General features: G+C 41.5%; 21 protein-coding genes. 5 read left to right on the top strand and 16 right to left on the bottom strand.

The features are described 5' to 3' along the window. Positions 1-126 precede the first annotated feature (126 nt). Positions 127-645 (top strand): MAPEG family protein, encoded by a 519-nt coding sequence (locus tag ACN222_RS17290; RefSeq protein ID WP_010997608.1) that lies wholly within the window; start codon positions 127-129, stop codon positions 643-645. A gap of 91 nt (positions 646-736) precedes the next feature. Here the strand turns inward: ACN222_RS17290 and minE are convergent, their stop codons facing one another. The 10 genes from minE to ACN222_RS17240 form a co-directional block, all read right to left on the bottom strand. Further along, positions 737-1,030: a cell division topological specificity factor MinE gene (minE, locus tag ACN222_RS17285; protein WP_010997607.1), complete on the bottom strand. Its 294-nt coding sequence runs from the start codon at positions 1,028-1,030 to the stop codon at positions 737-739. A 32-nt stretch (positions 1,031-1,062) separates the two neighbouring features. Next, positions 1,063-1,869: a septum site-determining protein MinD gene (minD, locus tag ACN222_RS17280; protein WP_010997606.1), complete on the bottom strand. Its 807-nt coding sequence runs from the start codon at positions 1,867-1,869 to the stop codon at positions 1,063-1,065. Between the two features lie 45 nt (positions 1,870-1,914). After that, a complete protein-coding gene (minC, locus tag ACN222_RS17275) occupies positions 1,915-3,015 on the bottom strand; it encodes a septum site-determining protein MinC (protein ID WP_190449770.1) in 1,101 nt (366 codons plus the stop codon). Positions 3,016-3,095: 80 nt separating this feature from the next. Continuing rightward, positions 3,096-4,421, bottom strand: coding sequence for a four-carbon acid sugar kinase family protein (locus ACN222_RS17270; protein ID WP_010997604.1), 1,326 nt, complete (start codon positions 4,419-4,421; stop codon positions 3,096-3,098). Positions 4,422-4,530: 109 nt separating this feature from the next. Then, positions 4,531-5,196 carry a hypothetical protein gene (locus tag ACN222_RS17265; RefSeq protein WP_044523157.1) on the bottom strand — a complete coding sequence of 222 codons (666 nt, stop codon included), beginning with the start codon at positions 5,194-5,196 and terminating at the stop codon, positions 4,531-4,533. 61 nt (positions 5,197-5,257) lie between these two features. Beyond that, positions 5,258-6,505, bottom strand: coding sequence for a DNA-processing protein DprA (locus ACN222_RS17260; protein ID WP_010997602.1), 1,248 nt, complete (start codon positions 6,503-6,505; stop codon positions 5,258-5,260). Between the two features lie 6 nt (positions 6,506-6,511). Beyond that, the gene (locus ACN222_RS17255; protein WP_010997601.1) at positions 6,512-8,608 is read right to left on the bottom strand and encodes a RecQ family ATP-dependent DNA helicase; all 2,097 of its coding nucleotides are present in this window, start codon (positions 8,606-8,608) and stop codon (positions 6,512-6,514) included. Positions 8,609-8,807: 199 nt separating this feature from the next. After that, positions 8,808-10,361, bottom strand: a complete 1,554-nt coding sequence (gene cobA, locus ACN222_RS17250) for a uroporphyrinogen-III C-methyltransferase (RefSeq protein ID WP_010997600.1) — start codon at positions 10,359-10,361, stop codon at positions 8,808-8,810. Between the two features lie 53 nt (positions 10,362-10,414). Further along, positions 10,415-10,882 (bottom strand): tetratricopeptide repeat protein, encoded by a 468-nt coding sequence (locus tag ACN222_RS17245; RefSeq protein ID WP_010997599.1) that lies wholly within the window; start codon positions 10,880-10,882, stop codon positions 10,415-10,417. A gap of 4 nt (positions 10,883-10,886) precedes the next feature. Next, positions 10,887-11,843: a homogentisate phytyltransferase gene (locus ACN222_RS17240; protein ID WP_010997598.1), complete on the bottom strand. Its 957-nt coding sequence runs from the start codon at positions 11,841-11,843 to the stop codon at positions 10,887-10,889. A gap of 428 nt (positions 11,844-12,271) precedes the next feature. On the opposite strand from ACN222_RS17240, the gene ACN222_RS17235 reads away from it, so the two are divergent. Both ACN222_RS17235 and ACN222_RS17230 read left to right on the top strand, forming a co-directional pair. After that, positions 12,272-12,859 (top strand): helix-turn-helix transcriptional regulator, encoded by a 588-nt coding sequence (locus ACN222_RS17235; protein ID WP_010997597.1) that lies wholly within the window; start codon positions 12,272-12,274, stop codon positions 12,857-12,859. 141 nt (positions 12,860-13,000) lie between these two features. Continuing rightward, entirely contained in the window at positions 13,001-13,384 is a 384-nt protein-coding gene (locus tag ACN222_RS17230) for a nuclear transport factor 2 family protein (RefSeq protein WP_010997596.1), read from the top strand. 141 nt (positions 13,385-13,525) lie between these two features. Here the strand turns inward: ACN222_RS17230 and ACN222_RS17225 are convergent, their stop codons facing one another. The 5 genes from ACN222_RS17225 to bchB form a co-directional block, all read right to left on the bottom strand. Continuing rightward, positions 13,526-13,999, bottom strand: coding sequence for a DUF4168 domain-containing protein (locus ACN222_RS17225; RefSeq protein ID WP_044521771.1), 474 nt, complete (start codon positions 13,997-13,999; stop codon positions 13,526-13,528). A gap of 100 nt (positions 14,000-14,099) precedes the next feature. Beyond that, positions 14,100-15,089: a DNA polymerase III subunit delta gene (gene holA, locus ACN222_RS17220; protein ID WP_010997594.1), complete on the bottom strand. Its 990-nt coding sequence runs from the start codon at positions 15,087-15,089 to the stop codon at positions 14,100-14,102. Positions 15,090-15,158: 69 nt separating this feature from the next. Then, positions 15,159-17,303 carry an aminodeoxychorismate synthase component I gene (gene pabB, locus ACN222_RS17215; protein WP_010997593.1) on the bottom strand — a complete coding sequence of 715 codons (2,145 nt, stop codon included), beginning with the start codon at positions 17,301-17,303 and terminating at the stop codon, positions 15,159-15,161. A gap of 36 nt (positions 17,304-17,339) precedes the next feature. Beyond that, on the bottom strand, positions 17,340-19,937 hold the full coding sequence (locus tag ACN222_RS17210; protein WP_010997592.1) for a PAS domain S-box protein: 2,598 nt from the start codon (positions 19,935-19,937) through the stop codon (positions 17,340-17,342). Between the two features lie 321 nt (positions 19,938-20,258). Continuing rightward, positions 20,259-21,785, bottom strand: coding sequence for a ferredoxin:protochlorophyllide reductase (ATP-dependent) subunit B (gene bchB, locus ACN222_RS17205; protein ID WP_010997591.1), 1,527 nt, complete (start codon positions 21,783-21,785; stop codon positions 20,259-20,261). Positions 21,786-22,121: 336 nt separating this feature from the next. Between bchB and ACN222_RS17200 the strand changes: the two genes are divergently transcribed. Then, entirely contained in the window at positions 22,122-22,499 is a 378-nt protein-coding gene (locus tag ACN222_RS17200; protein WP_010997589.1) for a GIY-YIG nuclease family protein, read from the top strand. A 4-nt stretch (positions 22,500-22,503) separates the two neighbouring features. Beyond that, a complete protein-coding gene (locus ACN222_RS17195; protein ID WP_010997588.1) occupies positions 22,504-22,710 on the top strand; it encodes a hypothetical protein in 207 nt (68 codons plus the stop codon). Between the two features lie 31 nt (positions 22,711-22,741). On the opposite strand, the gene ACN222_RS17190 is transcribed toward ACN222_RS17195, so the two are convergent. After that, entirely contained in the window at positions 22,742-25,117 is a 2,376-nt protein-coding gene (locus ACN222_RS17190) for a tetratricopeptide repeat protein (RefSeq protein ID WP_010997587.1), read from the bottom strand. Between the last annotated feature and the right edge of the window lie 60 nt (positions 25,118-25,177).

Raw genomic sequence — 25,177 nt, 5'->3', positions numbered from 1 at the left:
GGCAGTAAATATGACGAATTCCCGTTGTCACTACTGTTGATGACGGGAATTTTTTTGCCCAGGGGCAGGTTAATAATCGTATGATTCCAAATAAAGTTGTGAATATAGGTAGTGTAAGAAATCACAATGATGAAAAACCTAATACCCGTATCTACCCTTTTCATCGGGATCAATGGTCTTACTGCTTTAACTCTCTCTTATATTGCGGTAATGGAACGGACAAAAACTAGGATCTGGCATGGCGAATCACCAGACGATGTAGCCAAACAGCCAGACCCACTGGCAAGCCCTAATGCTTGGGCTACTATGGTTGAGACTACAACTCAAAAACTAATCGCCAATACCAAAAGTGATGAAAGTGATGATGGCTTACTGCAACGTAAGGTTAGAGCCTACGGCAATTTCACTGAGTATGTACCTCATGGATTACTGTTTGTATTAGCACTGGAACTTATGCAGGGTGAGACTTGGCTGGTATGGTTACTTGGGGCTATACTGACTTTTGCTCGTGTTGCCCATGCTTGGGGAGTAATTCAAACTTACGGCCCTTCACCTGGAAGAGCGATTGGTTTTTTTCTGACCTGGTTTGTTTATATAGTTGGTAGTTTAGCTTGTATTTATTATGGTTTTCGAGGAATTACCTAAAACCATAGTTGTGTATAAATTATTGAGCAGCATAATCTAACGATGTGTTGTCAATTGACAAACTCGTTAATAAATCATAAAAACAGTACATCTACTGAGATGTTTCGTCGAAGATGGGTAGCTCTGGTTTCACCCGACGAATAGGTAAATTAGCAATCAAGGCGGTTGTTCTTTGATTGCTTTCTAAGGCAAACTCTAGACCATCTGGTTCTACTTCTACATAGCGGCAGACGATATCTAAAATCTCTTTTCGCATTTTTTCTAGAGTTTCGGGATCTAAGCCAGCACGGTCATGAGCGATCACCAATTGTAGACGACGTTTGACGTGAGAACGACTGGTGTCAGGAGTACGTAAAAAGAGTTTGTCTAATAATTCGAGGATCATTGCCAATAAGTATGCAGAGATTGGAAAGTAGGTTACACAATCTTAGTCCATAACAACCTTCGCAAACGAGCGAAGATGCTATCGTGGGGTGCGTCAAGGTCGAGAAATTCGACTGTGTCTCCTTCCAATCTGCGAGCAATATTTTCAACGGCTACGGCGGCTAGGGAAGGAGTATCTCCTAATACCAGAGGTTCGCCGCGATTGGTGGAGACAATAACACGCTCATCATCAGGAAGTACCCCAATTAAGGGTATCGCCAGAAGTTCCTGAACATCTTGAACAGACATCATATCATTTGCCCGAACCATCGCCGGTCTGATCCGGTTAATGATTAAGTGAACGCGCTTAACACCTTGGGCTTCAAGTAAGCCGACGACTCTATCAGCATCACGCACGGCGGAAATTTCTGGGGTGGTGACAATGAGAGCTTCTTTCGCTGGGGCGATCGCATTTTTAAAACCGTTTTCAATCCCGGCTGGGCTATCGATGATCACGTACTGGTACTTTTGCGCCAGGGCGTTCACCAATAATTTCATCTGTTCGGGTGTTACCGCATCTTTCGTCCGGTTTTGGGCTGCTGGTAAGAGGACGAGGTTAGGCTGGCGCTTATCTTTGACTAATGCTTGTTCTAAGCGACATTCTCTGGAAAGAACTTCTACTGCCGTATAGACAATACGATTTTCTAGCCCTAGTAGCAAATCCAAATTCCTCAGACCAAAATCCGCATCCACTAGGGCGACTTGACGACCCATTTTGGCTAAGGCCATCCCCAAGTTTGCCGAAACTGTAGTTTTACCCACCCCTCCTTTACCGGAGGTAATTACAATAATGCGAGTCATGATAACTATGTGCTGGATTTATGGTTAGACAAATATCTTAAATATTTATGGTGTCTGATTGATCTTACTTATTTGGTTTCTAGAAAAATCAGTAGATCTGACGATACGTATTCCTTGTGAAGTAATATGTGCTACTTCGGGGAAAAAGTGCGTCGGTGATTTTTCTGGCGCTCTAGCTACAGCATCAGCGATACGCAATTGGGTTGGTTCCATTTGCAGGGACATGATGAGACAATCACGATTACCCCCAGCCCCTGCATGAGCGATTCCCCGCAGACGACCCCACACCAGAATGTCGCCATCTGCCACTACGATACCACCTGGATTGATATCTCCCAATAAAATTACTGTGCCTGGGTGACGAATTTCCACTCCAGAACGGATGGTCATTTCCAGATACAGAGCGTCGGCTTGGGGTGTGGAAGTTGCTTTCGGTTCCGAACTGAGGATGGTTTCTGGTTGTAATTGTTCTACAGAATAACCGGATGTGACGGCCGCGATCGCCGTTTGTCGGCGACTGGTAGCAACAGATTTGAGTTGCAGTTGCACTTCACTAAAGGTTTCCGCGAGTTGTTGCAGTTGCCTACCATCTAACAGGCGATCGTATGCTACTAGGTGTACGGTTGTGTTCCGGGTACGGAGGCGATCGCCCGCATTTAAACGGAACTTCAATTGTTGCCAGATATCAGACCAAGTAAATTCGGTTGCAGGTACTTGTAATTCGGTAGGTAAAACTACTAATAGTCGTCCAGCTTCTGTTTTTAATTGTACTTGGATATTATTTTTGACTTTATTATCCACCACTGACTCAGGAGAATTCAGACTCAACCAACCAGAGTTAGAGTTTACATCTGTCGCCGGAGAAATTGGTTCTAAATCTAAGTCGAGGTCGGGTAAGTTGATATGAGCAGGTGCAGAATTGACCTGCTCATCCACCATTGGCGCATCGGACTCGACATTAGTAACTTCAGCATTTAACTTTAAGTACTGAAGAACAGAATTTAGTTCCGCATCAGGAATCACCGAGTTAGATTCTGCATCAGGCGACGTAGAATTTGACTTGGGATTGACAACGGTAGAATTAGACTCTGCATCCGAAAATGCAGAATTTGACCCTAAATTGGGGATGGCAGAATCAGAAGTCATGCAGTACCAGCCAAAAGACGAGGGACAGACCCGGTAATTACCAATATTAAACTAGTTGCTAATTACAACAACATCCTCACTTAAGTATTTTTAGTTAATCTTTGATAAACTTTTCCCAAGGCGTTAGTATCACCAACGTTCCCTGGAAACAATACTACTGGTAAATCGGGAAATTGAGGGTGGTTAGACGATGTTAGCACCATCGAACATCCAGGTAAAATTTGACCAAGCAATCGGGCAGAAGTTAAAGCTAATCCAGTGCTTAATACATCATTGGAAGTAATTCCCCCCTTACTGATGAGAAATCCAATGTCAGGGGGGAAATTACGGACAATATCCATTAATAAACTTGATACTTTGATGCCAAAATCCAACCGCGTTTTAACATCCTTAAATGTGAGTTCTTGACGACTCGTATAAACTACTGGTGTTTTACCAGATTCGTGTACTTCCTCAACACTCGTTTTAATTTCAGATAACAGTATATTAGCTGCATCTATCTGATTATCAAGCAATCGTGACACATTAACTTCGATTCCCACTGTTCCCGCAACTTCCAACAGTGCCTCTAGTTGCTGTGTGGTCTTTTTGACATGAGAACCGACTATTACGGCTCCTGGCTTACTTTTTCGCACATACTCAGCCATATTTTCGGCGGCGATTGGCTGGGGAGGGAGGGCAGCCAATGCTGTTAAAATACTGGCAGCACTGCGGAATAGAAAGCGTTTACCTTGACTGGCGGCGGCTAATACATCCACAGCAAAACGGTTGAGATCCGCTTGAGTTTCCCCATCCACGACACCGCATCGATTACCTGTCAGTTTGAGTAAGCGTTCTAAACTTCCAGCACGAATATCGTTTAGTAAGAACCGTTCCACAGACTCAGCATTAATACTACCTTTGGTTTTTTCCTCCACATACTTAGGTAAGTAGCTGTAATGGTAGGCAAAAACTGAATCACGCGCAAATTCAGTTTCGTGAACTGGGGTAGGTACACCATCAATAATTAAGTAATGTATGCTGTCGCGGGTGATGCGTCCCCCCTCAAAGAAAGCAGGGACAAGAAAATGGGCATCAAAAGGGCCTAATTCTTGAGCGATCGCATCGGTTTCAATAGGATAATGTCCGCGCAAGGTAGAATCAGAACGGCTGACAACGAGAAAGTCATTCACGCCTTCAGCAGCCAGCGCTACCTTCAAGTTTTGGCAGACCTCTCTAGTCACTGATGCGGCTGATTCTGCTGGTAATGCTCTAGTATTAGTAAGTATAAAGACAATCGGTGCCTCATCCCTCAAGCCTGTGCGTAAAGTCTCCACATCCCAACGCATCAGCAGCAAACAGCTATGGACTGTTTGAGAACCGGTAGGGTCATCATCCAAGACAATTATTTTTGGTTTGTTGCTCATAATGAAGAGTGGGTGAGTGCGGAGTTAGAAAGTGCTAAGTGAAAAGCAAGTTTATAAGGTGCTTGTAGCAAGTACATCGTTAATGAATGATTTACTCATTACTCATTACTCAGCACTGAGATTGTAATTTTCTCAATTCTGCTTGTACATCAAGGTCAATCTGCAATAATTGATTGATAATCTGACCATATTCGCTAGCCTGAGTACTGTCTTTAATGGCTTGAATATTGGTGACATTATTGACAAATAGCTCTTGTTGATTAGCAAGCAGTTTTTTATTATCCCGCAAAAGCCGCGCTGTTTTCAAAGCTTGGACTAAATCTTCTCGTAACAGTTGCAAGGTGGTGATAACTTGCTCTCTATCATCAAGACTATTATCTAAATCTCCAGACACTGCCAACTGGTCGTTTACATCCACCGCTACGATTAAGGCGTGATAATGGTCAACTGCATCTAAAAGCTTTATGAGTACCTTTGGGGTTTGGAGACGTTGCCAGAGCGATCGCCCTAGTAACAGCACTACTGCAACTATAATGAATAAAATTATACCTAACGAAATTGCCGAACCGATTGCTGGCAGAATAATCAAGCCGTAAATTAAGCCAACAATGACTATAGATAGTACAAATACTAACGAGATTTCATTCTGCCAAAATTTTAAGCGCTGTTGACGGTTAGCGATCGCACCAGGACGAAGGACTCTCTCTGGTGACACCCCAGTTAAGCGTCTCAGTTCTCCTTTACTGATTTCTAAACCCATTAAGTCCGGCTGCACAACTGGATACTCCTGTGGGGTGAGCATTGTGCAATTATTTTAATGTGGTTTGGAGACTGTTTTATGACAATAAAGAAAGTTGAGTGACAAGTTGATTAGCTATATAAGCCACTGGCCTATTAGTTTTTCTCACTTTCCCTTCTTGTACTGCTTTTTTCAACCATTCTTGCATTTGAGATGGTTGGACTTCTAAACATTGTGCCAAAGTTTTTGCATCCTTTGGTTGCTGTAAATGACCAAGAATGAAAGGTAAAACAGCTTCATAGATGTTTTGCGGGGTTGATGATAACTCGTGGCTTTGTGTATCCTGGGATTTTTCTGGAGGAAGCTGGATGATATTGGTATCAATCGATTCAACCAGAGAACTAGCTTTTGCTAATAGTTTATTTAAAGAACCATTCCAAGGTTCAGGTGGAAAAGGTTTTGCTCCCTGATTATGTAATTGCCGATTACCTTCTGATGCGGTTGGAGCCATTCGCACAAAGACTGGTATTTCTTTGAGTCGAGAAAGAGCCTCTACCGCACCAGCCCAAGTACCTCCTTGACCGAAAGAAGAATTAACTACAAGGGCGTAATCAGCTAGAGCATAAATGTACTTGTTGCGCCCCATTGCATTACCAGTATTGAAACCAGCGTCAGGATCATAACTAGAAATTAGCGCTAGTCTACCTTCTTTAAGACTGGAGCGATACTTGCTATTGACTGCGGCTTTGGTCAAACTATCCGCCAGTACACCAACAGATGTGCCTCCAGCATTCAAAATACTTAACATAGCCTCTTGGTCTACACCACGGGCTGCACCGGAAATTACCTGCATTCCGTCTAAAGCGCTAGTTTCTGCAACTTTTCGCGTATAAGCAAGTAACTCTTCATCTACGTCACGGGAACCGACAATTGCTAGTCCTCCCTGTGACAAAAGTTCAATCTTGCCAACGCCATAAAGAATTGCTGGTGCTGAATGTTTTAGACGCTGTTTCAGTAGTTTAGGATACTGTGCGTCACTACGTCCAAGTATCCATAATCCGCGACTTGTCCATTTTTCTACGGCTAAACTTAGCATTGCGCCCCGTGCTAATAAAGCTAACAGCCTCTCAGGGTCAAGTTTACTGATATGAAGTTGTTTTAATTGTTCTTTTACTGTTGATTCGAGTAAATGTGCTGGACGCATTTCCTGTTGCAGCAACCATTCAGCTAAAGAATTATACTCACTTAAGGTTAAGGGTTGTGGTTCAACTTGGCGACTTTGCCCAAAGCTAGCACACAAGAGCAAAATTGCTTGAGTATCCGGTGGCAAAACATGATTTAACATCGTCTTCTAATCCCCTTGACCTAATGTATTGAGGGCTAATGCCACAGGAAAAACCTGTCCACTACCAGCACCGCGTAAAAGCGCCGCAATTACAGTAAAAGTCCAACGGGAATCTACCATATCATCCACTAAGAATACAGAACCACCAATTCCTGGCCAAGCATCAATTTTAAATGCGCCATCCAAATTATGAGCTTGTTGGTAACTGTTGCTCATATCTTTCTGTAGCTGTGTTTGCTTAACCTTACGCACAATTGGCACAAAAGTTATACCTAGCTTCTCAGCTAACCTTTGAGCAAAGTTTGGTACAAGTTCTGGACGATTTAATGAAGGCACACAAGTCACCCAACTAGGAAACGGTTGTGGTTGCCAACGTTTAATCATCTCTACAGTACCTTGCACCAATACATCATTAAAATAATTATCTCTATATTTACCTTGTTTTACTAATTCACCCCAACCAGCATCACCCCACAATGATAATGCCCTTCCTTCCTGCGCCCTTAAATTATTGCTAATATTTCCAGAAAATTTATAACTGAGTAATGCTTGTGAGGGCCATTGTTTACGCGGTTCAATGATTTGTTGACTGCGACGTAAATATAAAACAGCTTGATTTAGCATTTCTATTGAACAATTTACTGGTAGCAAAGGTCTACCTACGCAAACAGCACATTTACCACAATTTTGCGGATTTGCGTCATCTAATTCGGTTGCCAGAAAAGCCATTAAGCATTGTTGACTCTGCATATATGCTGACATTGTGGCTTGTTCTTGGCGGCGAATTGCTGTTAAGTTGGCAATTTTTTGTTCATCATATTGATAGTTAATAGCAGTCACATACCATTTAGAATCTATTTTAGTGACTGGGCTAGGAGATTCCAATGATAACAGTTTTAAAACTTTGTCGATTTGTCCTCTAGAAAGATTTAATTTTTGTTCTAATTGTGGTACTGAAAGACCTTCTTCTTGGTTGAGTATGTTCAGAACCTGTTGAGTATGAATTTGTGGGGGAAAAGCTGTATTAATAAAGTAGTTAGTAATTTCCTCATCTTCATCACCACTCAGAAGAATGCCATAAGCAATGTCTACTGCTCTACCTGCTCTGCCTACTTGTTGATAATAGTGGACAACCGAACCAGGGCGTTGATAATGAATCACAAAACCTAAATCTGGTTTATCAAAACCCATACCTAAAGCCGTAGTCGCTACTAAAGCTTTAATTTGATTATTTAATAGTTCGTCTTCTAATGTTATACGAATATCACTTTCTAAATCGCTATGGTATGACTTAGCATTAATGCCTTGAGTTTGTAACCAGTTAGCAACCCGATTAGCATCTCTCACTGTTAATGTATAGATGATTCCGCTTCCAGGTAGTTGAGGTAATTGTTCGACTAACCAAGCCATTCTTGCTGCTGGACTGGGAAGGGAAATATTTTGCAACCGCAGACTTTCTCTAGTTAAATTACCTCTCACAACCTGCAAATTAGCACCTAATTGAGCGATAATATCATCAATAACTCGGTTATTAGCAGTAGCCGTTGTAGCGAGGATAGGAATATTTTTTGGTAGTCCTTGTAAAATTCTCACAATTCGCCGATAATCAGGGCGAAAGTCATGCCCCCAATCAGAAATACAATGGGCTTCATCAACTACAAATAAGCCTATACTTTGAGATATTGGTAAGAGAATATTCTCCCTAAAATCATTATTAGCTAGTCTTTCAGGGGAAATCAGTAAAATATCTACTTGTCCTGCTAATAATTGTGTTTTGACGGCTCGCCATTCATCTTGATTACTAGAGTTAATTGTTGCAGCTTTGATTCCAATGCGTTGTGCGGCTGCAATTTGATTTCGCATCAAGGCTAGTAGGGGTGAAATTAAAAGGGTACAGCCAGCACCTTTATCTCTCAATAGTTTTGTTGCTAAAAAATAAACTAAGCTTTTACCCCAGCCAGTACGTTGGACGACGAGTAAACGTGATCGCCTTTCAATTAATTCTTCTATTGCTTCCCACTGTCCTGGACGAAAATTAGATGTTGGGTTATCTAATGCCTGACGTAACAGTAATAATGCTTTTTCTTTATTTGGAGTTACCATATATACACTGTGATTAGTTATTCTTGTTTTAGCATCAAAAATGACTAGTATTAGTAATAATGAATGATAATTTGTATAAATTAGGCAATTTTTTTAACGCAGAGGGATGGGAGGTAAGAGCAGAGTGACGCGGAGGTTTTTTGAAGCTGATTGGCTGGGATTTAGGGAAGTTATTTTGATTGGTTCATTGATGAGGGTTTTAGGGTTTTAATGACCATTGGATGATTGCTTGGGTTAATCCATCTAAGGTGTATTCTTCAGCTTCTATATCGACTCTACCTAATAGGGTATGACAAGTTTTTGAAGTTTGGGGTCCGATGGAAGCAATACATATTCCTTCTAAAGCATTGGGAATATTGTGAGGAAATATTTTGTCTGCAAGTTGACAGAAAAACTGCACGGTTTTAGAACTGGCAAAGGTAATGATATGTATTGTGCGATTTTTTAAGGCTAGTTCTGCTGCTAGGGGAATACTAGTGGGACAACAAGATTGATAAGCAGCTACTTCAATGACATCTGCACCTTTTGCGGATAATTCTTTGACTAAAATTTCCCTACCGCCGCTTTCCACTCTGGGGAATAAAATCTTTTTATTTAGTAGTGATTCGGGAAAATGCTCTACTAAAGAATCAGCCACAAAGTTAGGGGGAATAAAATCTGCTTGGATTCCTCTTTGTTTGAGGCTTTGGGAGGTTTTTTCCCCAACGACAGCGATTTTTAACCCAGCTAAAGCACGAGTATCTTTACCTTGGATATATAGCCTTTCAAAGAAATAATCTACGCCGTTGGTGGAAGTGAGAATTAACCAGTCAAAGTGAGATAAATTAGCGATCGCCTGATCTAACTCTTTCCAACTAGAAGGGGGGCCTATTTCTAACGCTGGCATTTCAATTACTGTAGCGCCAAGTGTAGTTAGGCGATCGCTAAATTGACTCGATTGACCAGATGAACGGGTGACGAGGATGGTTTTTCCAGTGAGAGGTTGGTTGCTGGACATAGGTGTAGTTGAGTTCTCTGGAAATATTTTCTCAGGTTGTAGGTACTTGCGTAGCCTGACGACTTCACCAATGACGATAACGACTGGGGAGAGAGATAAACCTGCTGTTTGTTGGAGAATATCCCCCAGTTGACCAGTCCAAATTTCTTGACTGGGGGTTCCTGCCCAGCGAATAATAGCTATAGGTGTGAGATGCGATCGCTCTCTCCGTAGAAGTTCATGTACAATATCTGCGAGGTTTTTCCCACCCATTAATATGACTAGGGTGTCTAACCTTGATAGCGCCTCCCAGTCTAAAACTTCTGGTTCATGGGCTGTCAGCACTGCAAAGCAACGACTCATCACCGGGTCTGTAAGCGGGATTCCTGCTAATAAAGGTGCTGCTATAGCTGAGGAAATTCCTGGTACTACTTCAAATTCACAGCCTGCTGCTTTCAAAGCCTCAATTTCTGAGGTACTCCGACCAAAAATAAACGGGTCACCTGATTTCAACCTAACGACTAATGCACCTTCTTGGCAGAACTTAACTAATAAATTATTGATTTCCGTTTGCGGTGTGCTGGGTTTACCGCCACGCTTCCCTACATCTAGTTTCAGACAATCAGATGATACACACTGCAACAATTGCTCATCCACTAGGGCATCATAAACCAACACTTGAGCCGTAGCCAGTAGATTATAAGCTTTCACTGTGAGGTATGCCACATCTCCCGGCCCCGCACCTACAAGGTAAACTTTGCCATTTTGTTGAGTCATGATTTTAGATTAGTGCGTAGGGGTAGCATCGTCGTAAACATCACTCATATTACTCAGATTGTCTTAGTATTCATTTGCTCTAATAATTTAGCAACCCTTTTGGCTGTTTCTGGTTGACGTTGTTTTTGCAACAATTCTTGAGCCTTTTGCAAATTAGTTTTAGCTTCTGCTTGTTTCTCTTGCTGCATGAGAATAGTTGCTAGACGTAAGTAACCTTGAGGATTTTTTGGGCTGCGGTTAATCACTTCTTGGAACAATTCTGTTGCTTCTGCAACTTTACCTTGTTCTCTTAAAACATCTCCTAAAAACAAGCGGACTACATCATTGGTTGAGTTGATAGCTATAACTTTGCGAAAAGCTGCTTCTGCACCTGGATAATCTTTTTGTTGATAAAGACTAACTCCTTTTTGAAATGAATTAGCAGTAATTAAGGTTTTTCCAGCGAAATAAATTAGGAATGTAATACTAACAAGGACGGCAACAGTTGCCAAAATATCAGTTAATTGCAGATTGTCGAGCATAGTTTTAAGCTAAAAGACAGGCAATGGGAAACATTAAATATTCTAGGAAAAAGAGCTTCCAAATAAATTGATAGAATTGAGCGATCGCCGTTTTGTCATGTATGTCTACGGCTAAACTCTGCATCCACATCCAACAGAGAATTACTAAATGAGTCACGACCAGAAACACTGAGTTAATTGTACCTAGCCGCAGCACACCAATTATCACCATACCCAAGTAGCAAACCGTTAATACCCACATTGCCAAATTAAAGACAGCTTGTGGCCCTAGTTGGATGGTGAGAGTGGTAATATTGTAGAGGCGATCGCCTTCCATATCAGGGATATCTTTAAAGATGGCGATCGCAAAGGTAAATATTAAAATAAATACCGTTAATATCCATACAGGTAGAGGAATTGACTGTTTATTCTGTAGTAGCCAACTGAAGTGCAGATATAATCCTAAATTAACAATCGTTCCCCTTACTGAAAAAATACACAAGGCCGCCCAAAAGGGAAACTGTTTTAAACGAATTGGTGGTAAAGAATAGGCAGTACCAATGGCTAAACTCACCGCCACCATACCAAATAAATAAGGGCCATTTAACCAAGCTAATACTATGGCGGTAATTCCCGTGAGAATTACAATTATCCGTCCTTGTTTGCGGCTAAATTCTCCCGAAGCTAGAGGTAAATGAGGTTTATTAACTTTATCAATTTCAATATCTTCTAATTGATTTAACCCCACAATATAAACATTGCCACAGAGACAGGCCAGCCATGCTCCTAAAACGGAGTTTATCTGCGTCAGGGCAAAACCGGTGGAACTGACGGCGATAGAAATTAAATATAAGCCCAAAACACTGAGACTTGTGCCAATAATTGTGTGTGGGCGGGAAAATTTCCAAAAAGCATAAAGCCACTGAAAAGATGATTGCAATGGTTTAGGTCGCAACGGTCTGTCTTGGGAACTTTGGTTCATAAGTAGCTTGGATAGGTAGATATTCCGGCTTACTGTTCATCTATTGTCACAGAATTTTGCCATTATCCAAACATTTAGCAGCTATTTACAGACATAAATCGCCGATTCCCTATGACAATGGAGAATATAAGGAAGAATTTTACTTGGCTCCCACTGCCCGATTTTAGCCGATATATCCGAAATAGAGAATTGGACAGTTGTATTTTATTGATACTGTTAACAACATTGTCAGATTTAGCTAGGACGGCATAGATAAATAAAGGTTTATAGCAAGGTTAATCTATGGAAAAACTGAGTTGACAGCCTTTATTTGAGATGCAGGTTCTTAGTATCAACCTAATTACAATAATTTTACATTAGTTCACACTTTTCAATTTATTCTTGCCAACTCTATCAACTCTTTTCCTTTACAAAAATTGAAAAAATCTATGATGACTTTCACAAAGACATCGGAGCAAATAGAAGTTTCATCAAAAGAAACGAAAGCCAACTTTTTACAAGAAGTCATGGAAAGACTAGAAGATGGCATTCTTATTTTGACTAATGCCGGAGAAATAGTTCATGCCAATGCGTCAGCTTATCATTTATGTTGCCAGCTAAGTCAAGGTAGTTTTGATTCTCAACTTATTCCGCCGATAATTTGGAAATTGTGCCAACTCTTGCTAAATACTCATAATTTATATCCTGAAAAGAATCTGATTTTATCTGATGAGATTATGCTCGATAAATCAAATACACTAAGGGTTCGTGTCAGATTAGTTAAGCTAGAACGGTTCATCACATCTTGTTTATTAGTAACTATTGAGAATCAGTATGAATCTTTAAAAAATGCAGCGATCGCCGAAATCAGGAAATACGATCTCACTCCTAGAGAAGCTGAAATCTGGCGACTTTATCGCTCTCATAATAGCTATAAAGAAATTGCCGCCCAGCTTTACATTACTATCAATACTGTCAAGAAGCACATGAAGAATATTCATGCTAAACGCCAGGCATTCGTAGCTGTTCACCAATGAATCGATGAAAATCTTAATTCATTAGTAAAATTATTTTATCCAGTTTTTTACTCATGAATTAAGATTTTTGGAATCACTGTGGCTCTAGCCCAGTGAGAATGTTAAAGTTTTATTTTCTGTTCAAATCAAACAACAAACAGCATGGATACCACCCATAAAGCCCAGGTCATTGCTAACGAGAAAAATCTTCTCTCAGCGATGAAAACCAATAATGTGAAACTTTTGGATAAACTGCTTCACGATGAGCTTCTGTTTAACGGGCCAAGTGGCGAAACGGCAACGAAAGCGATGGATCTGGAAAATTACCGTTCGGGAAACATCAACCTGCATACAGTTGAATCAAGTGAGCTAATACTAAGTGTGGTCGGAGACGACGTTGTTGTTGCCGTCACAGTAGAGATACAAGGAAACTATTTAGGGCAAGAAATTAATGGCAAATTCCGCTATCTCAGGGTTTGGAAGCTATTTGAAAACAACTGGAAAGTGATTGCCGGAAGCGTGGTTACGCTAAGTACCGACAACTGAACAATGCTATTGATCTGTTTCGCCTTTATTTGGGAAAAGTCTTCATCAAAAACAAATAGAATAAAATTTTTACTGTCGTCCTTATGCTAATTTAGAATATTCACGCCAAGATAATAGGGTGAACTAAAAGCATGGTTTTAACTATTGAGAGTTAGTATTTTTCTGTAGGCGAATTAATGTATTGTAAACCTGCCTTTTTAAGTTGTTATTACTTTGGATTTCCCGCGTTATTCTATTAAATTGATCTATAGTCAGACCATAATCACTAACAATTTTTTGAGAATGATTACAGTAATTGACAGCAATATCTCTAGCCTTACCTGGTAGAGCATTCATGCTATTAGGCTCATTACAAACAATCTTGGGAACCTCTCTATCACCGACAATTCTTTTAATTTCTCCAAAGGCTTGTTGACGTGCTGGCTCCATTGCCAATACAGCTTGAGCATAGCCAGTGATTTCCGTATTGTTAAACGATTGATTTTGAGCATTAGCTTTTAAGCTCACAGTACTGATAAACAAACTAGTACTGGTGAAAATGCCAAAAAACAAAGTTTTGACAAGTAGATTTTGCATACTAGTTCGTCGGTAAAAAGCTTGATTAATCATCTTCATCAGGTATGACACAGAAAGACAGCAAGGATATATTAGTAACTTTGATTTATTTTGTGAGTGATAAGTTCCGGCAACTCGTAGCATCTATGAAAATATTTTTTTAGATGCGTTGACATAGTTGACAAAGTTCTATGATTTTAATTTGAAGTATTGATATTTCAGCCCGGCCTTGTTTAACAGTAACCTCCAACTCTAGTAATAATGGTAGACAAGAAATTAACTGCCTGAGGGAAAGTGGTTGGACTTCTTGCTGAAGAAAGTAGATACGTTTAGGGTTGCCGATTTCAGCAGCTTGGGCGATCGCCTGGGGATTGCGTTCTCCACTTTCTACCATCAGTTTCACCCATAACCAAGTGCGAAATTGACCGATTAAGGTGGCTATTATCCGCAATTCTGGTTCAGCAGCATTGATGAGATCAGCCAAAATAGTTAAAGCTTTAGCTGTGTCGCCAACTCTAATCGCTGCTGCTAGTTGTAAGCTATTGTGGGTTGTATTTCTGACTAACCGAGTAACAGTATTTTCTTCAATAGGCCGATTGCTATCCTCAGCGTATAGGCGTAATTTCTCCATCTCATTGTAAAGCAGGCGTGTATCATTACCTACAGCTTCTGCTAAAAGTTCGGCTGATTTTGGTGTAAGTTTTACTCCCACCGTTTGAGCAGCTTGATTCACAGATTGGATCAATAATTCTGTCTTCCAAGGGGGAATGAGGGGAAATTCTCGAAATTCAGTGGCGGATTGCTTCAGTAATTTTGTGGATTTCAAGCGTTCATCTGGTTTATTATGGCAGGTAAGCAATAAAAAGGAATTTTCGGGAATTACTGATAAAGTGCGCGTTAGTTCTGCCAATACATTCTCAGGACAATTTTGTAAGAGGTTAGTATTCATCAGCCAAACTAACCTTCCCCCAGCGCCAAAAGCTGGTGTCATGACTTGGTTTAACGCCTGGATAGCTGCGTCGCCGTCTTCTGGGGGAAAACTGGTGTAGTTAAAACTAGTCCACAGGGGATCAAGGACGCGATCGCGTAATGTTGTCACTGCTTTGGCGATCGCAAAGTCATCTTCGCCCCAGTAAACGTAAATTGGCATAGGGAAACCTCAAAGAAATTTAGCAGCAAGTCTGGAAATTTAAATCAGTGAAAACCCTTATATCTAGTCTCAACAGAAAACCTCTGTGGGCATTCCTAAAATACGGTAAAGACTAGGATGATATTCTCCGTGAACAGTCAAGAGCATCGCCTGAATTAGCGCATTAGCTTTGAGGATAGTTTCTTGAAATTCCATTTCCACATCAGAGAGTGCGACAATCCCACCCCCTATACCAATAGAAGTTTGATTTGGTGTCAGTACGGCGGTACGGATGACAATATTCAAGTCGGCTGTACCGTTTACACCCAAAAAACCGATCGCCCCTGAATAAACTCCCCGCGCCTCTTGCTCAAGTTGATCAATAATCTCCATCGTTCTCAGTTTAGGCGCACCTGTCATCGAGCCGCCCGGAAATGCCAGACGAATGCAGTCGGTTGCGTCCATGTCGGGGGATAATAAACCACGGATAGTGCTGACAAGTTGATGCACCGTTGCATAACTTTCTACATCCATTAATTTGGGAACATGGATACTCCCGACTTGGCAAACTCGCCCTAAATCGTTGCGTAATAAATCAACAATCATTAAGTTTTCGGATCGCTCTTTTTCGCTGCTACGCAAACTTTCCCGGAGTAAAAAATCTTCTTCGGGAGTCTCTCCCCGGCGTACAGTTCCCTTGATCGGCTTGGTTTCTACCCAGCCTTGACGGTCAATTTGCAGAAATCGCTCCGGGGAAGAACAGGCGATCGCCATCTCACCAAACCGTAGAAAAGCAGAGTAGGGAGCCGGATTAACTTGGCGTAATCGGCGATAAAATTCCAATGGATCAGCAATTGTGTCTGTGCATAATCGATTAGTCAGGCAAACTTGGTAAGTTTCCCCCTCACGAATTTCTTTGAGACATCTAGAAATATCATCTTTATATGTCTGGTATGACCGACTTAAACGGAAAGTAACGGGGTGAGATGTAGTACTAGGAACGAGGGGAGGAAGAGGCGGGAGTGTCCGCAGACGTTTTTCAGTTAGTTCAAACCAGGCTTGGGCTGGTGCTGTTTCACCCACAGGGGCGAGGTAAACTAAGTAAGTGGTTTGCTCTTGGTGGTCAAAAGCAATCAGGCGATCGCTTAAAATCAAGATAGCATCGGGAAATAATGAGGGATGCTCTAACCCAGACCCGGATTTTGCCTTCAGTTCATAACCAAAGTAGCCCACAAAACCACAGTTAAAATCAAAAGGTAGCTCATCAGATGGGCAACGGCGACGATTAATTTCGCGTTTGAGATAGTCAAAAATACTCTCTTGAGTGCGTGTCACCTTACCCGATTGTGTAATCGTCAATTCTTGAGATTGGGTGCAGTAAGAAACGAGTAAACTGTTTATCCCCCCGCTTCCTCCCATAAAAGAGAAACGGGATAATCCTGGTTCTACAAGGCTACTATCAAGCCAAAAAGCATGAGGATCTTCACCAAAAAGATGAACAAATGTCTGTTCTGTATCAAGGTAATAATCTAGTTTTTGGCTACAAACAGTAAATTCTTGGGATGGCGCTGGAATAGGTGAGTTAGGAGAAATAGAGAAACTTTTGCTTTCTAATTTGGGGCGATGTCTACCATTTTGGCGGATGAATCCTTCCGTAATGGCTTGGAAGTTTTCCAGCAATTTATATCCATACTCACTACAGATAGATTCTGGGTGAAACTGCACCCCCCACAATGGCAAATGACGATGACGCAACCCCATTACCAACCCGTCTTCAGTCCAGGCTACTTTTTCTAAACAACTGGGCAATTCTTCCGCAACCAGCAAAGAATGATAGCGGACAACTTGAAAAGGTGTAGGAATTTCTTGGAATAAATCACCACCATTATGATAAACATGACTCAATCGACCATGTTTAGGTTCTGGTGCGTGGATGACCTTACCACCATAATAATGACCAATTCCTTGGTGACCAAGACAAACACCAAGCAAGGGAACATCTAAATAGTTTTGTAGTATCTGTTGACAAATACCGAAATCTTTAGGGTTTTCAGGACGACCAGGCCCAGGAGAAATGACTATATTATCAAAAACAAGTTGTTTTAATTCATACCAATCTAATTTGTCATTATGAATAACAAGGGGCAACTCTCCGTTGACTTCAGCAATCATCTGGTAGAGATTAAAAGTATAAGAGTCGTAGTTGTCAATAATTAATGTTTTGATATCGGCCATTGGAATAATAGATAACCAGAAGTTGCACTCATGCACTTATTGATTATTGACCAAATTACCGATCGCCTCAATTAAAGCATCTGGATCTACGGGCTTGGATATGTGCAGTTGGAATCCGGCGGCTAGGGCTTGTTTTTGATTAATTTCTCCAGCGTAGGCTGTGAGGGCGATCGCCGGCAGATTCCCTCCTTCTTGGGGCGATCGTTGTCTGAGTTGACGCATCAGCATATAACCGTCTACATCTGGCATTCCAATATCACTAACTATAATATCTGGTAGAGATTGGGATAGGGCTTCTAGGGCTTCTTGTGCCGATGAGACGGCTATGACTTTTACATCATAATCTTCCAGAATAAAGGTAACTAAGTCGCGGATGTCTGGTTCATCATCTACAATCAAAACTCTCACGCCTGAAAGAGTGGCAGGTTGAAAGTTAGCTGATACAGGATTTTTATCCTCATGGTTCATTGCTTCATTTTTGGGTGAGAGTGGTAAATTAACGGTAAAAGTAGCCCCTAATCCGTCCCCTGGACTTTTGGCCTGAACTGTACCTCCATGCAGTTCTACGACTTGACGCACAATTGCTAGTCCTAAACCTAAGCCACCAAAGTTACGTGTCGTCGTGCCATCAGCCTGACGGAAGTAATCGAACACATAAGGTAAAAACTCTGGTGTAATTCCTTTACCTGTATCAATTACTTGAATCTGTGCTTGATCATTAACGGCTTTGAGATGGATTTCTACTGTACCACCGGGGGATGTAAATTTAACTGCGTTAGAAAGCAGATTCCAGACTACTTGTTGTAGACGATTGGCATCACCCATAACTTGACCCAAGTTAGGGTCGAACACATTTTGAATTTTAATTTCTTTGGCTTCTGCTGCTAGCCGTACAGTATCAATTGCTGCTCCAATGACAATTGGCAAACTGACAGGACAAATATTGAGGCTTAATTTTCCTTGGAGGATGCGTGAGACATCTAATAAATCTTCAATTAACTGGGTTTGTAGTGTAGCGTTGCGTTCAATAGTTTCTAAAGCGCGGTCTGTAGTTGCAGCATCAAACTGACGAGAACGCAGTAATTTTGACCAGCCTAAAATAGGGTTGAGGGGGGTACGTAGTTCGTGAGAGAGAACCGCCAAAAATTCATCTTTGATACGGTTAGCGATTTCTGCATCTTTACGGGCTATTCTCTCAGCACATAATAGGCGATCGCGTTGTTGTTCTGCCAATTTGCGTTCGCTAATATCTAGGACAAAAGCCACACCTTGCTCATCAGAGTCATCAAGTAAAGCGATTCCCAGCACAATCGACACCCGTCTACCATTGCGTTGAATGTATTGCTTTTCGTAAATTCGAGAAATGCCGTTGGTTTTGACTTCCGCGATCGCGCGATCGTCCAAATGTTTATAATCTGGAGGGGTAAGTTCTCGCCAATTAATTTTGCCTAAGGTGTTAAATTGTTCGCGGGTGTAGCCAACTAGTTGTAAATAAGCATCATTGGCATCTGTAATAAAACCATCCACATTCCAAAAAGCTACCCCAATCAAGTTAGACTCAAACAAACGGCGGAATCTGGCTTCACTATTGCGGATAGATTGTTCAGCGCGTTTGTGTTCGGTCATATCGCGCGAGACTGTAATCACACCCTCAATGTTGTGGTCAATGTTGCGTAGCGGTGTCAAAATATATTCATAATAATGTTTACCATCTGCCGCTACATATTCACATTCGTCTTTGACTGGTTTCCCAGCTTTCATAACCGCCAGAAATTGACCATTTACCTTGTCTATTAATTCTTGAGGTAAATTAAGTTCTTGCACAGTTTTACCAATCATCTGCTGTGGATAAAGACCCAAAACAGCAGCACCACCATGACTGACATACTGATAGTGACCAGTACGATTAAAGATATAAATATGATCAACGGATGTAGCGAGGATGGCATTTAAGACATTTGCTTGTTCTTGAACTTGGGTTGCTAGTTGTCGATTATTTTCTTCTGTGCGTTTGCTTTTGGTAATATCCATGCAAACCCCAATCATCCGCACTGGCTGTCCTTGGTCGTTATAGAAAAATCTACCTTTAGCTGCAATCCAATGTATACTTTTGTCTGGCCAAACAATGCGAAATTCATCATAGTAATCAGTTTTGTTTTCTAAACAAACACCAATAACCTGTATGACTGATTCCCTATCTTCGGGGTGAACACAGGATAAAAACGTCTCATAAGTGCCATCAAAACTACCTGAAACTAAACCAAACAGCCGCTCATGATTTTCTGACCAGACCACTTTTGCAGTCAGGACATTCCAATCCCAAAAACCCAAATTGGCAGCATCTAAAGCCAGCCTCCACCTTTCTTCACTTTCCGTTAAAGCTGCATCTACCTGTTGTCTTTGAGAAATTTCTTGCTGGAGTCGCTGCAAAGTAACAGGTTCTAGATGGCTTTCGATGTCAACATTGGTTATATGTAATGTTCTTAGTTTTGCCTGCAAATCTTCTATGTGCCGTTCAAGTTCTACTTGCTTATGCTGATATTGCTTTTCTAGTTGTTCTAATTCAGCTATACGTTGTCGTAAAGCTGTTAATTCATCAGCAAGTTCATAGTTAACTTGATCAACGTTTGACATTTGGCAAACAACTCGCAATTAATATATATATCTTGTAGTATGCACTCCATAAGTCTTATTGAGTATGGATTTTCTTAAATAACAATGCAATATCTCTCAAGATATAGAGAATATTAACCTACAAAATATAACTAACGATAAATATTGATTGTTTGCATCTAGCTATGGATAGGGACAAGGAGGTGATCAATTCAAAATTCTTCTTGGAAAGTTGGGCGGGACGGAAACCGACACCGCCCACTTTCCGCAAAATTCAAAATTAAGAAATAATGGCTCCCTGCGCCCTATCCGCGCTCAATTCACTCAGTACTCAGCACTTGTTTATGCTCCTACCGCTTCCTTGGCTGCATATAACACCTCTGCTGAGATATCTTTGAAACCGCGATCGCGTGCGAATTTTTCTGTATTCCGCTTGACTTTTCCGCGCACAAAACCAGGAATTTTATTCAATTCTGCCAAGCCATCTTTTGTCCAACTCAGGTCAGAACCAGCAGAAATACCTTTAGTAATTACTTCCTTCGTATCGTGTCCACCAAATATTTCTAATAGGTGGTCTTCCATACCTAAAGTGAAGGAATTGTAGATTAAATCGGTAATTTGATTGGTTCCTTCATAACCCAAGAATGGTTTGTAACCGATGGGGAAGTTTTGTACGTGAATGGGTGCAGCAATCACACCACAAGGAATATCTAAACGCTTACCAACGTGGCGTTCCATTTGTGTACCGAAGATGGCAGAGGGTTCAACACGGGCGATCGCATCCCCAATTTCCCCATGATCTTCGGTAATCAGAACTTCATCGCAATACTCGCTTACCTGTTCGCGGAACCAATCAGCATCATACTTGCAGTAGGTTCCCGCCCAAACAACGTGAATCCCCATTTCTCGTGACAAAATCTTTGTCAAGGCGGCGGCGTGGGTGTTGTCGCCAAAAACAACGGCTTTTTTACCAGTCAGGTTTTGACAGTCGATGGAACGGGAGAACCAAGCAGCTTGGGATACATACAAGGTTTGCTCGTTGATGTAGTCTTCGTAATTAACATCAGCACCTTGAGCGTTAATCACTTCCTGAATCTTACGGATACAACGGGCAGTTTCTACTACACCCATTGGCACAATATCTATGCAAGGTGTGCCAAATTCCTTTTCTAGGTAATTAGCTGTCATTAAACCCAATTCCCGGTAAGGAACGAGGTTAAACCAAGCTCTGGGTAAATTCTTCAACTCGTGAACAGAAGCGCCTTCAGGAATGACCGCGTTGACCTCAATTCCCAAATCAGCCATCAGCCTTTTGAGTTCGGTGCAGTCGTGGTTATTGTGGAACCCCAGGGTAGAAATGCCGATGATGTTAACTGAGGGCTTGGCGGTTTTACCTTCTGGGAGTTCGCCTTTTTTGCGGGCTTTTTCAATATAGTATTGAACAATTTGGTGGAGAGTGCGATCGCCTGCTTGCAGTTCGTTTACCCGATAGTGGTTCACATCCGCCAGCAACACGTCCCCTTTTGCCTCCAACTGGGCGCGTTCGACGAAGTTTTCTAGGTCTTCTTGCAGAATACTGGAGGTACAGGTGGGAGTTAAGACAATTAAATCTGGGCGTTCTTCTGCATCTTTGCGGGTAATATTATCTACCACCTTTTCTTGAGAACCACGGGCTAAAACATGGCGGTCAACCACACTGGTTGTTACTGGTGTGAAGTCCCTCTCCCGCGATAGCATTGAGCGCATGACATTAAAGTAGTCATCACCCAGAGGCGCGTGCATAATAGCATGGACGTTTTTAAATGAAGTTGCGACTCGCAAAGTGCCAATGTGGGCGGGGCCTGCATACATCCAGTAAGCCAATTTCATTATGTTTTACTCCCTTGTAAACTTGAATAATCATCAAAACGGGACTATAAGTGCTTGATTAGTTTGTTGATGCTGATTGTCCCAAAACTTGTAGCCGCCATGAAGTGGGGTGTTTCGGGGTCTTTTCGTGTGGCGATTCGCTCAAAACTACTTCCTGATTATGATTCAGGTTGTACTGGAAACAACTCCAGGCTTGGCAAATTACATGAATCTTAAAGTTCAGCAAATTTTGTTATCAATATTTGTTCATGTTCAATTGAATGATGGCGCTCAATATTTAGGCTGGGACAAAATTTGTGGGAACATAAATCCTGTGTAATTAGCCTTTTTATTTTCATGGCAACGAAAGACTCTGAACTGCAAGCTCAAGCTCGGAGAATCTTAGATATAATCGCCTTTACTCCGTTTGAACAATGCCAGCCATTGAACCGTGAATTTAACGATATTCCTCCTCATCCTGGTATCTATGCAATCAGGCACAAAAATGATGGGTTACTCTACATCGGTAAAACTAAGAGTTTGCGGGGACGTTTCAGTGGTGGACACAAGGCTTTTCTGTGGGCGTGGCTTGATCAGTATCAAGATAAAGATGTGCGGATTGCCTGGCAAGAAATTTCTTACTGGGAAAACCCTGGGTTACTATTGGAGTTAGAAGCAATCATCCTGAGAGCTACTGAACCGCCTTATAATGTCCAAATTCCAACCGAAAGGTGAAGCTATGGCGACCAAAATCTACGAGCAACTTTCTGCCGTTGATGCCGAAATCATTTTAGAGCGTCTACCTGAGCGAATTCGAGATGCTCTCATCGCTCGTGCCACGGAAATTGAGTATCCTATTGAAGCAGTCATTGAGATGGCGATCGCCAGTTTTCTGGACACAGAAGCATTAGGTTTCGTAGATTGTAAGCCAGGACGTGGAATTTAGCTTGAAAGGTGGGTTTAGGGGAAGTGGTGGTCTAAAAACTGGCAGTTATGGAAATTTTGTCAACTTGATTAGGGGCTTTAATTTCTGTAAATAAATTTATTGCTTGAGTAAAATACTTTTGACTGGCATCAGACTTTGCCATTTTTTTATAAGTTAAACCTAATTGAAAATAGGTTTCAGCTAGGTCACATTTAGCGCCGATTTTATCTAAAAGTTCGATTGCTTCTGTATGATAAGCCAGGGCTAATGGATAATCTGCTTGTTGGCGATGAATTTCTGCTAATCCATTCAGGGTTTTTGCTTTAACCTGCATATAATGGCTTTCTTCCGCAAAGGTCAAAGCTTGGTGAAACATTTCCTTTGCTTTGGTAAAGTCTCCTAAATTAACATAGGTTTGACCTAATATTTGAATGAAATAAGCGAATCTTCCTGTCTCTATAATTGCTTCTTTTTTAATATTTCGGTAAGCTACATCTGCTAATAAATAAGCAGCATCACATAAACCTAAGTATGAATTGACTAAGGCTAAACATACAGAAGCTTTTTCTGCCCAGCGATGATGGTCTGTATTTTGGGCTAGGTAAATTACTTGTTGAAATAATTTGGCAGCGTCTTCCAGTTCCCACAAATCTATCTTATAAAGACCAATACTTAAGAGAGAATCTACTTCTAACATTCTCAAATAGTAGACTTTATGTTTATTCTCTGGTTGCGGTACGAGTGATTTCAGGGCTTGTGTTGTCAGATTGATGGTTTTTTCCTGACAGGCGATCGCTTGACTAATATTCCCTGTTATCCAATGTAAATCACCCAATATATTGTACAATTCACTTAAGTTTTGGTCATGCTGAATATTTTTTAAAACTTGATTAATTGCTGTTAATATCGGCTGAATCAAACCCATCCGATACAAGGTACTTCCCAAGGGTAAAAACTGCTGCCATTGATTATTGCGACTCTTGAGAATTACCTTACCTGCTAACTCAAATTCGTTGATGTCTATGTAGTGATAATATGCTTCTAGCGCTTGTAAAGCATCTTGAAATGTGGCAATTTTGGGAATACTAGCTGTCCAAAAATCGGCAGCCTTGTGATTGGTTATTTCCCACTCATCACTGGTACGTAAACGAGCGATCGCCTCGGCGCGAATTACCGGATGTAGCCAATATTCCCCTTGATGACACTCCACTAAAGAGCGATTTCTCAGGGAAGCAATAAGTTGACGATGTTCAGACGCGGGAACATCCCAAAGTAAAGAAAACAGTCCTGATGAGGGAATGGTGGGTATATCTTGGTAACGATAACATCCCAAACGGCACAGTAGGCGATAGGCTTGGGGATCAAGGGCTTGCAAACGATTAATTTGACTCACCGCTAAATTCTTTAAATCTGTTGCGGCTAAAGGATCACCATGATTTTCTTGCCAATAAAGCGCCATATCCCCGCCGAAATCTTCCTGCATCGCCCCGCAGAGAATCCCCATTGCTTTGGCATTACCGCCGTAAGTATGATGTATTTGTTGCAAGATAGGCAAGTTGATAGTTAACCCACGGTTACTAAAAAACTTTTGCCATGCGCTTTGATCCAAACCTGGAAGCCGATAGTGATGCACATTTAAACCAGGTTCACACAGGCGATCGCGGCTAGTAATCAACGTTACCGACTGCACCCTAACATCAGCCAAAACCCGCAACAGTTCTACATAATTGCGGTGAAGCGGAATCAAACGACCTTGTTGATCTAATGCAGGTTCCAGATTATCAATTAACACCCCAATCCGCCGATTGTGGAGTTGGCGCTTGAGTCGTCCCAACGTCACACCAAACTCTACCCCTGGTTCTTCCCCAAAGTCTTGTTTGAGCCATTCTTCCACCACCCGTTCCGCCGGGGTAATGTTTTGGGTTTCCTTCGCCATTAACAGTTCTAAAACCAAGTCAAAACCCTGAGTTTGGAGATATTGCTGGGCGAGAGTAGTTTTGCCTAAACCCCCCTCACCTTGGACGACAATCACTTTCGAGCCTGGATTTACTAGAGTATTTAGGTGAGCGATCGCTTCCTCCCTACCTAAAAAATTGCTATCCTCTAATTTAGGTGTAGGTTGTTGGGTCAATTTTTGGTAATCAATTAGACCAGATATAGCCGTAGTTTTTCTCAGCACTCGTTCCAACGTAGCGCGACAATTACTCTTGGTAATCCTCTCCCGCAGTACTTGAGAAAGCAGTTTCCATAAATGTGAGCCAGCATCCTTAGCGTGTCCTTCCGTACAACCATAAGCACGGGCAATATCCAAATATTTCCTACCCAACCAAACCTGCACAACAATAACTTTTTGCAAATCGCTCAACCGTTCCCCGGTCTGAGCAGGAATTATGGTGTCTAACCATGCTAATGCTGCTTCAGCGTCCATTATTATGCAATGACGAGGGTAGTTAAATTTGAGAACTATAGGTTAATCTACAATTCTTCT

Origin of the sequence: Anabaena sp. FACHB-595, assembly GCF_048568275.1 — a bacterium.
Classification (GTDB): domain Bacteria; phylum Cyanobacteriota; class Cyanobacteriia; order Cyanobacteriales; family Nostocaceae; genus Trichormus.
This window is presented reverse-complemented; position numbering and strand designations above follow the sequence as displayed.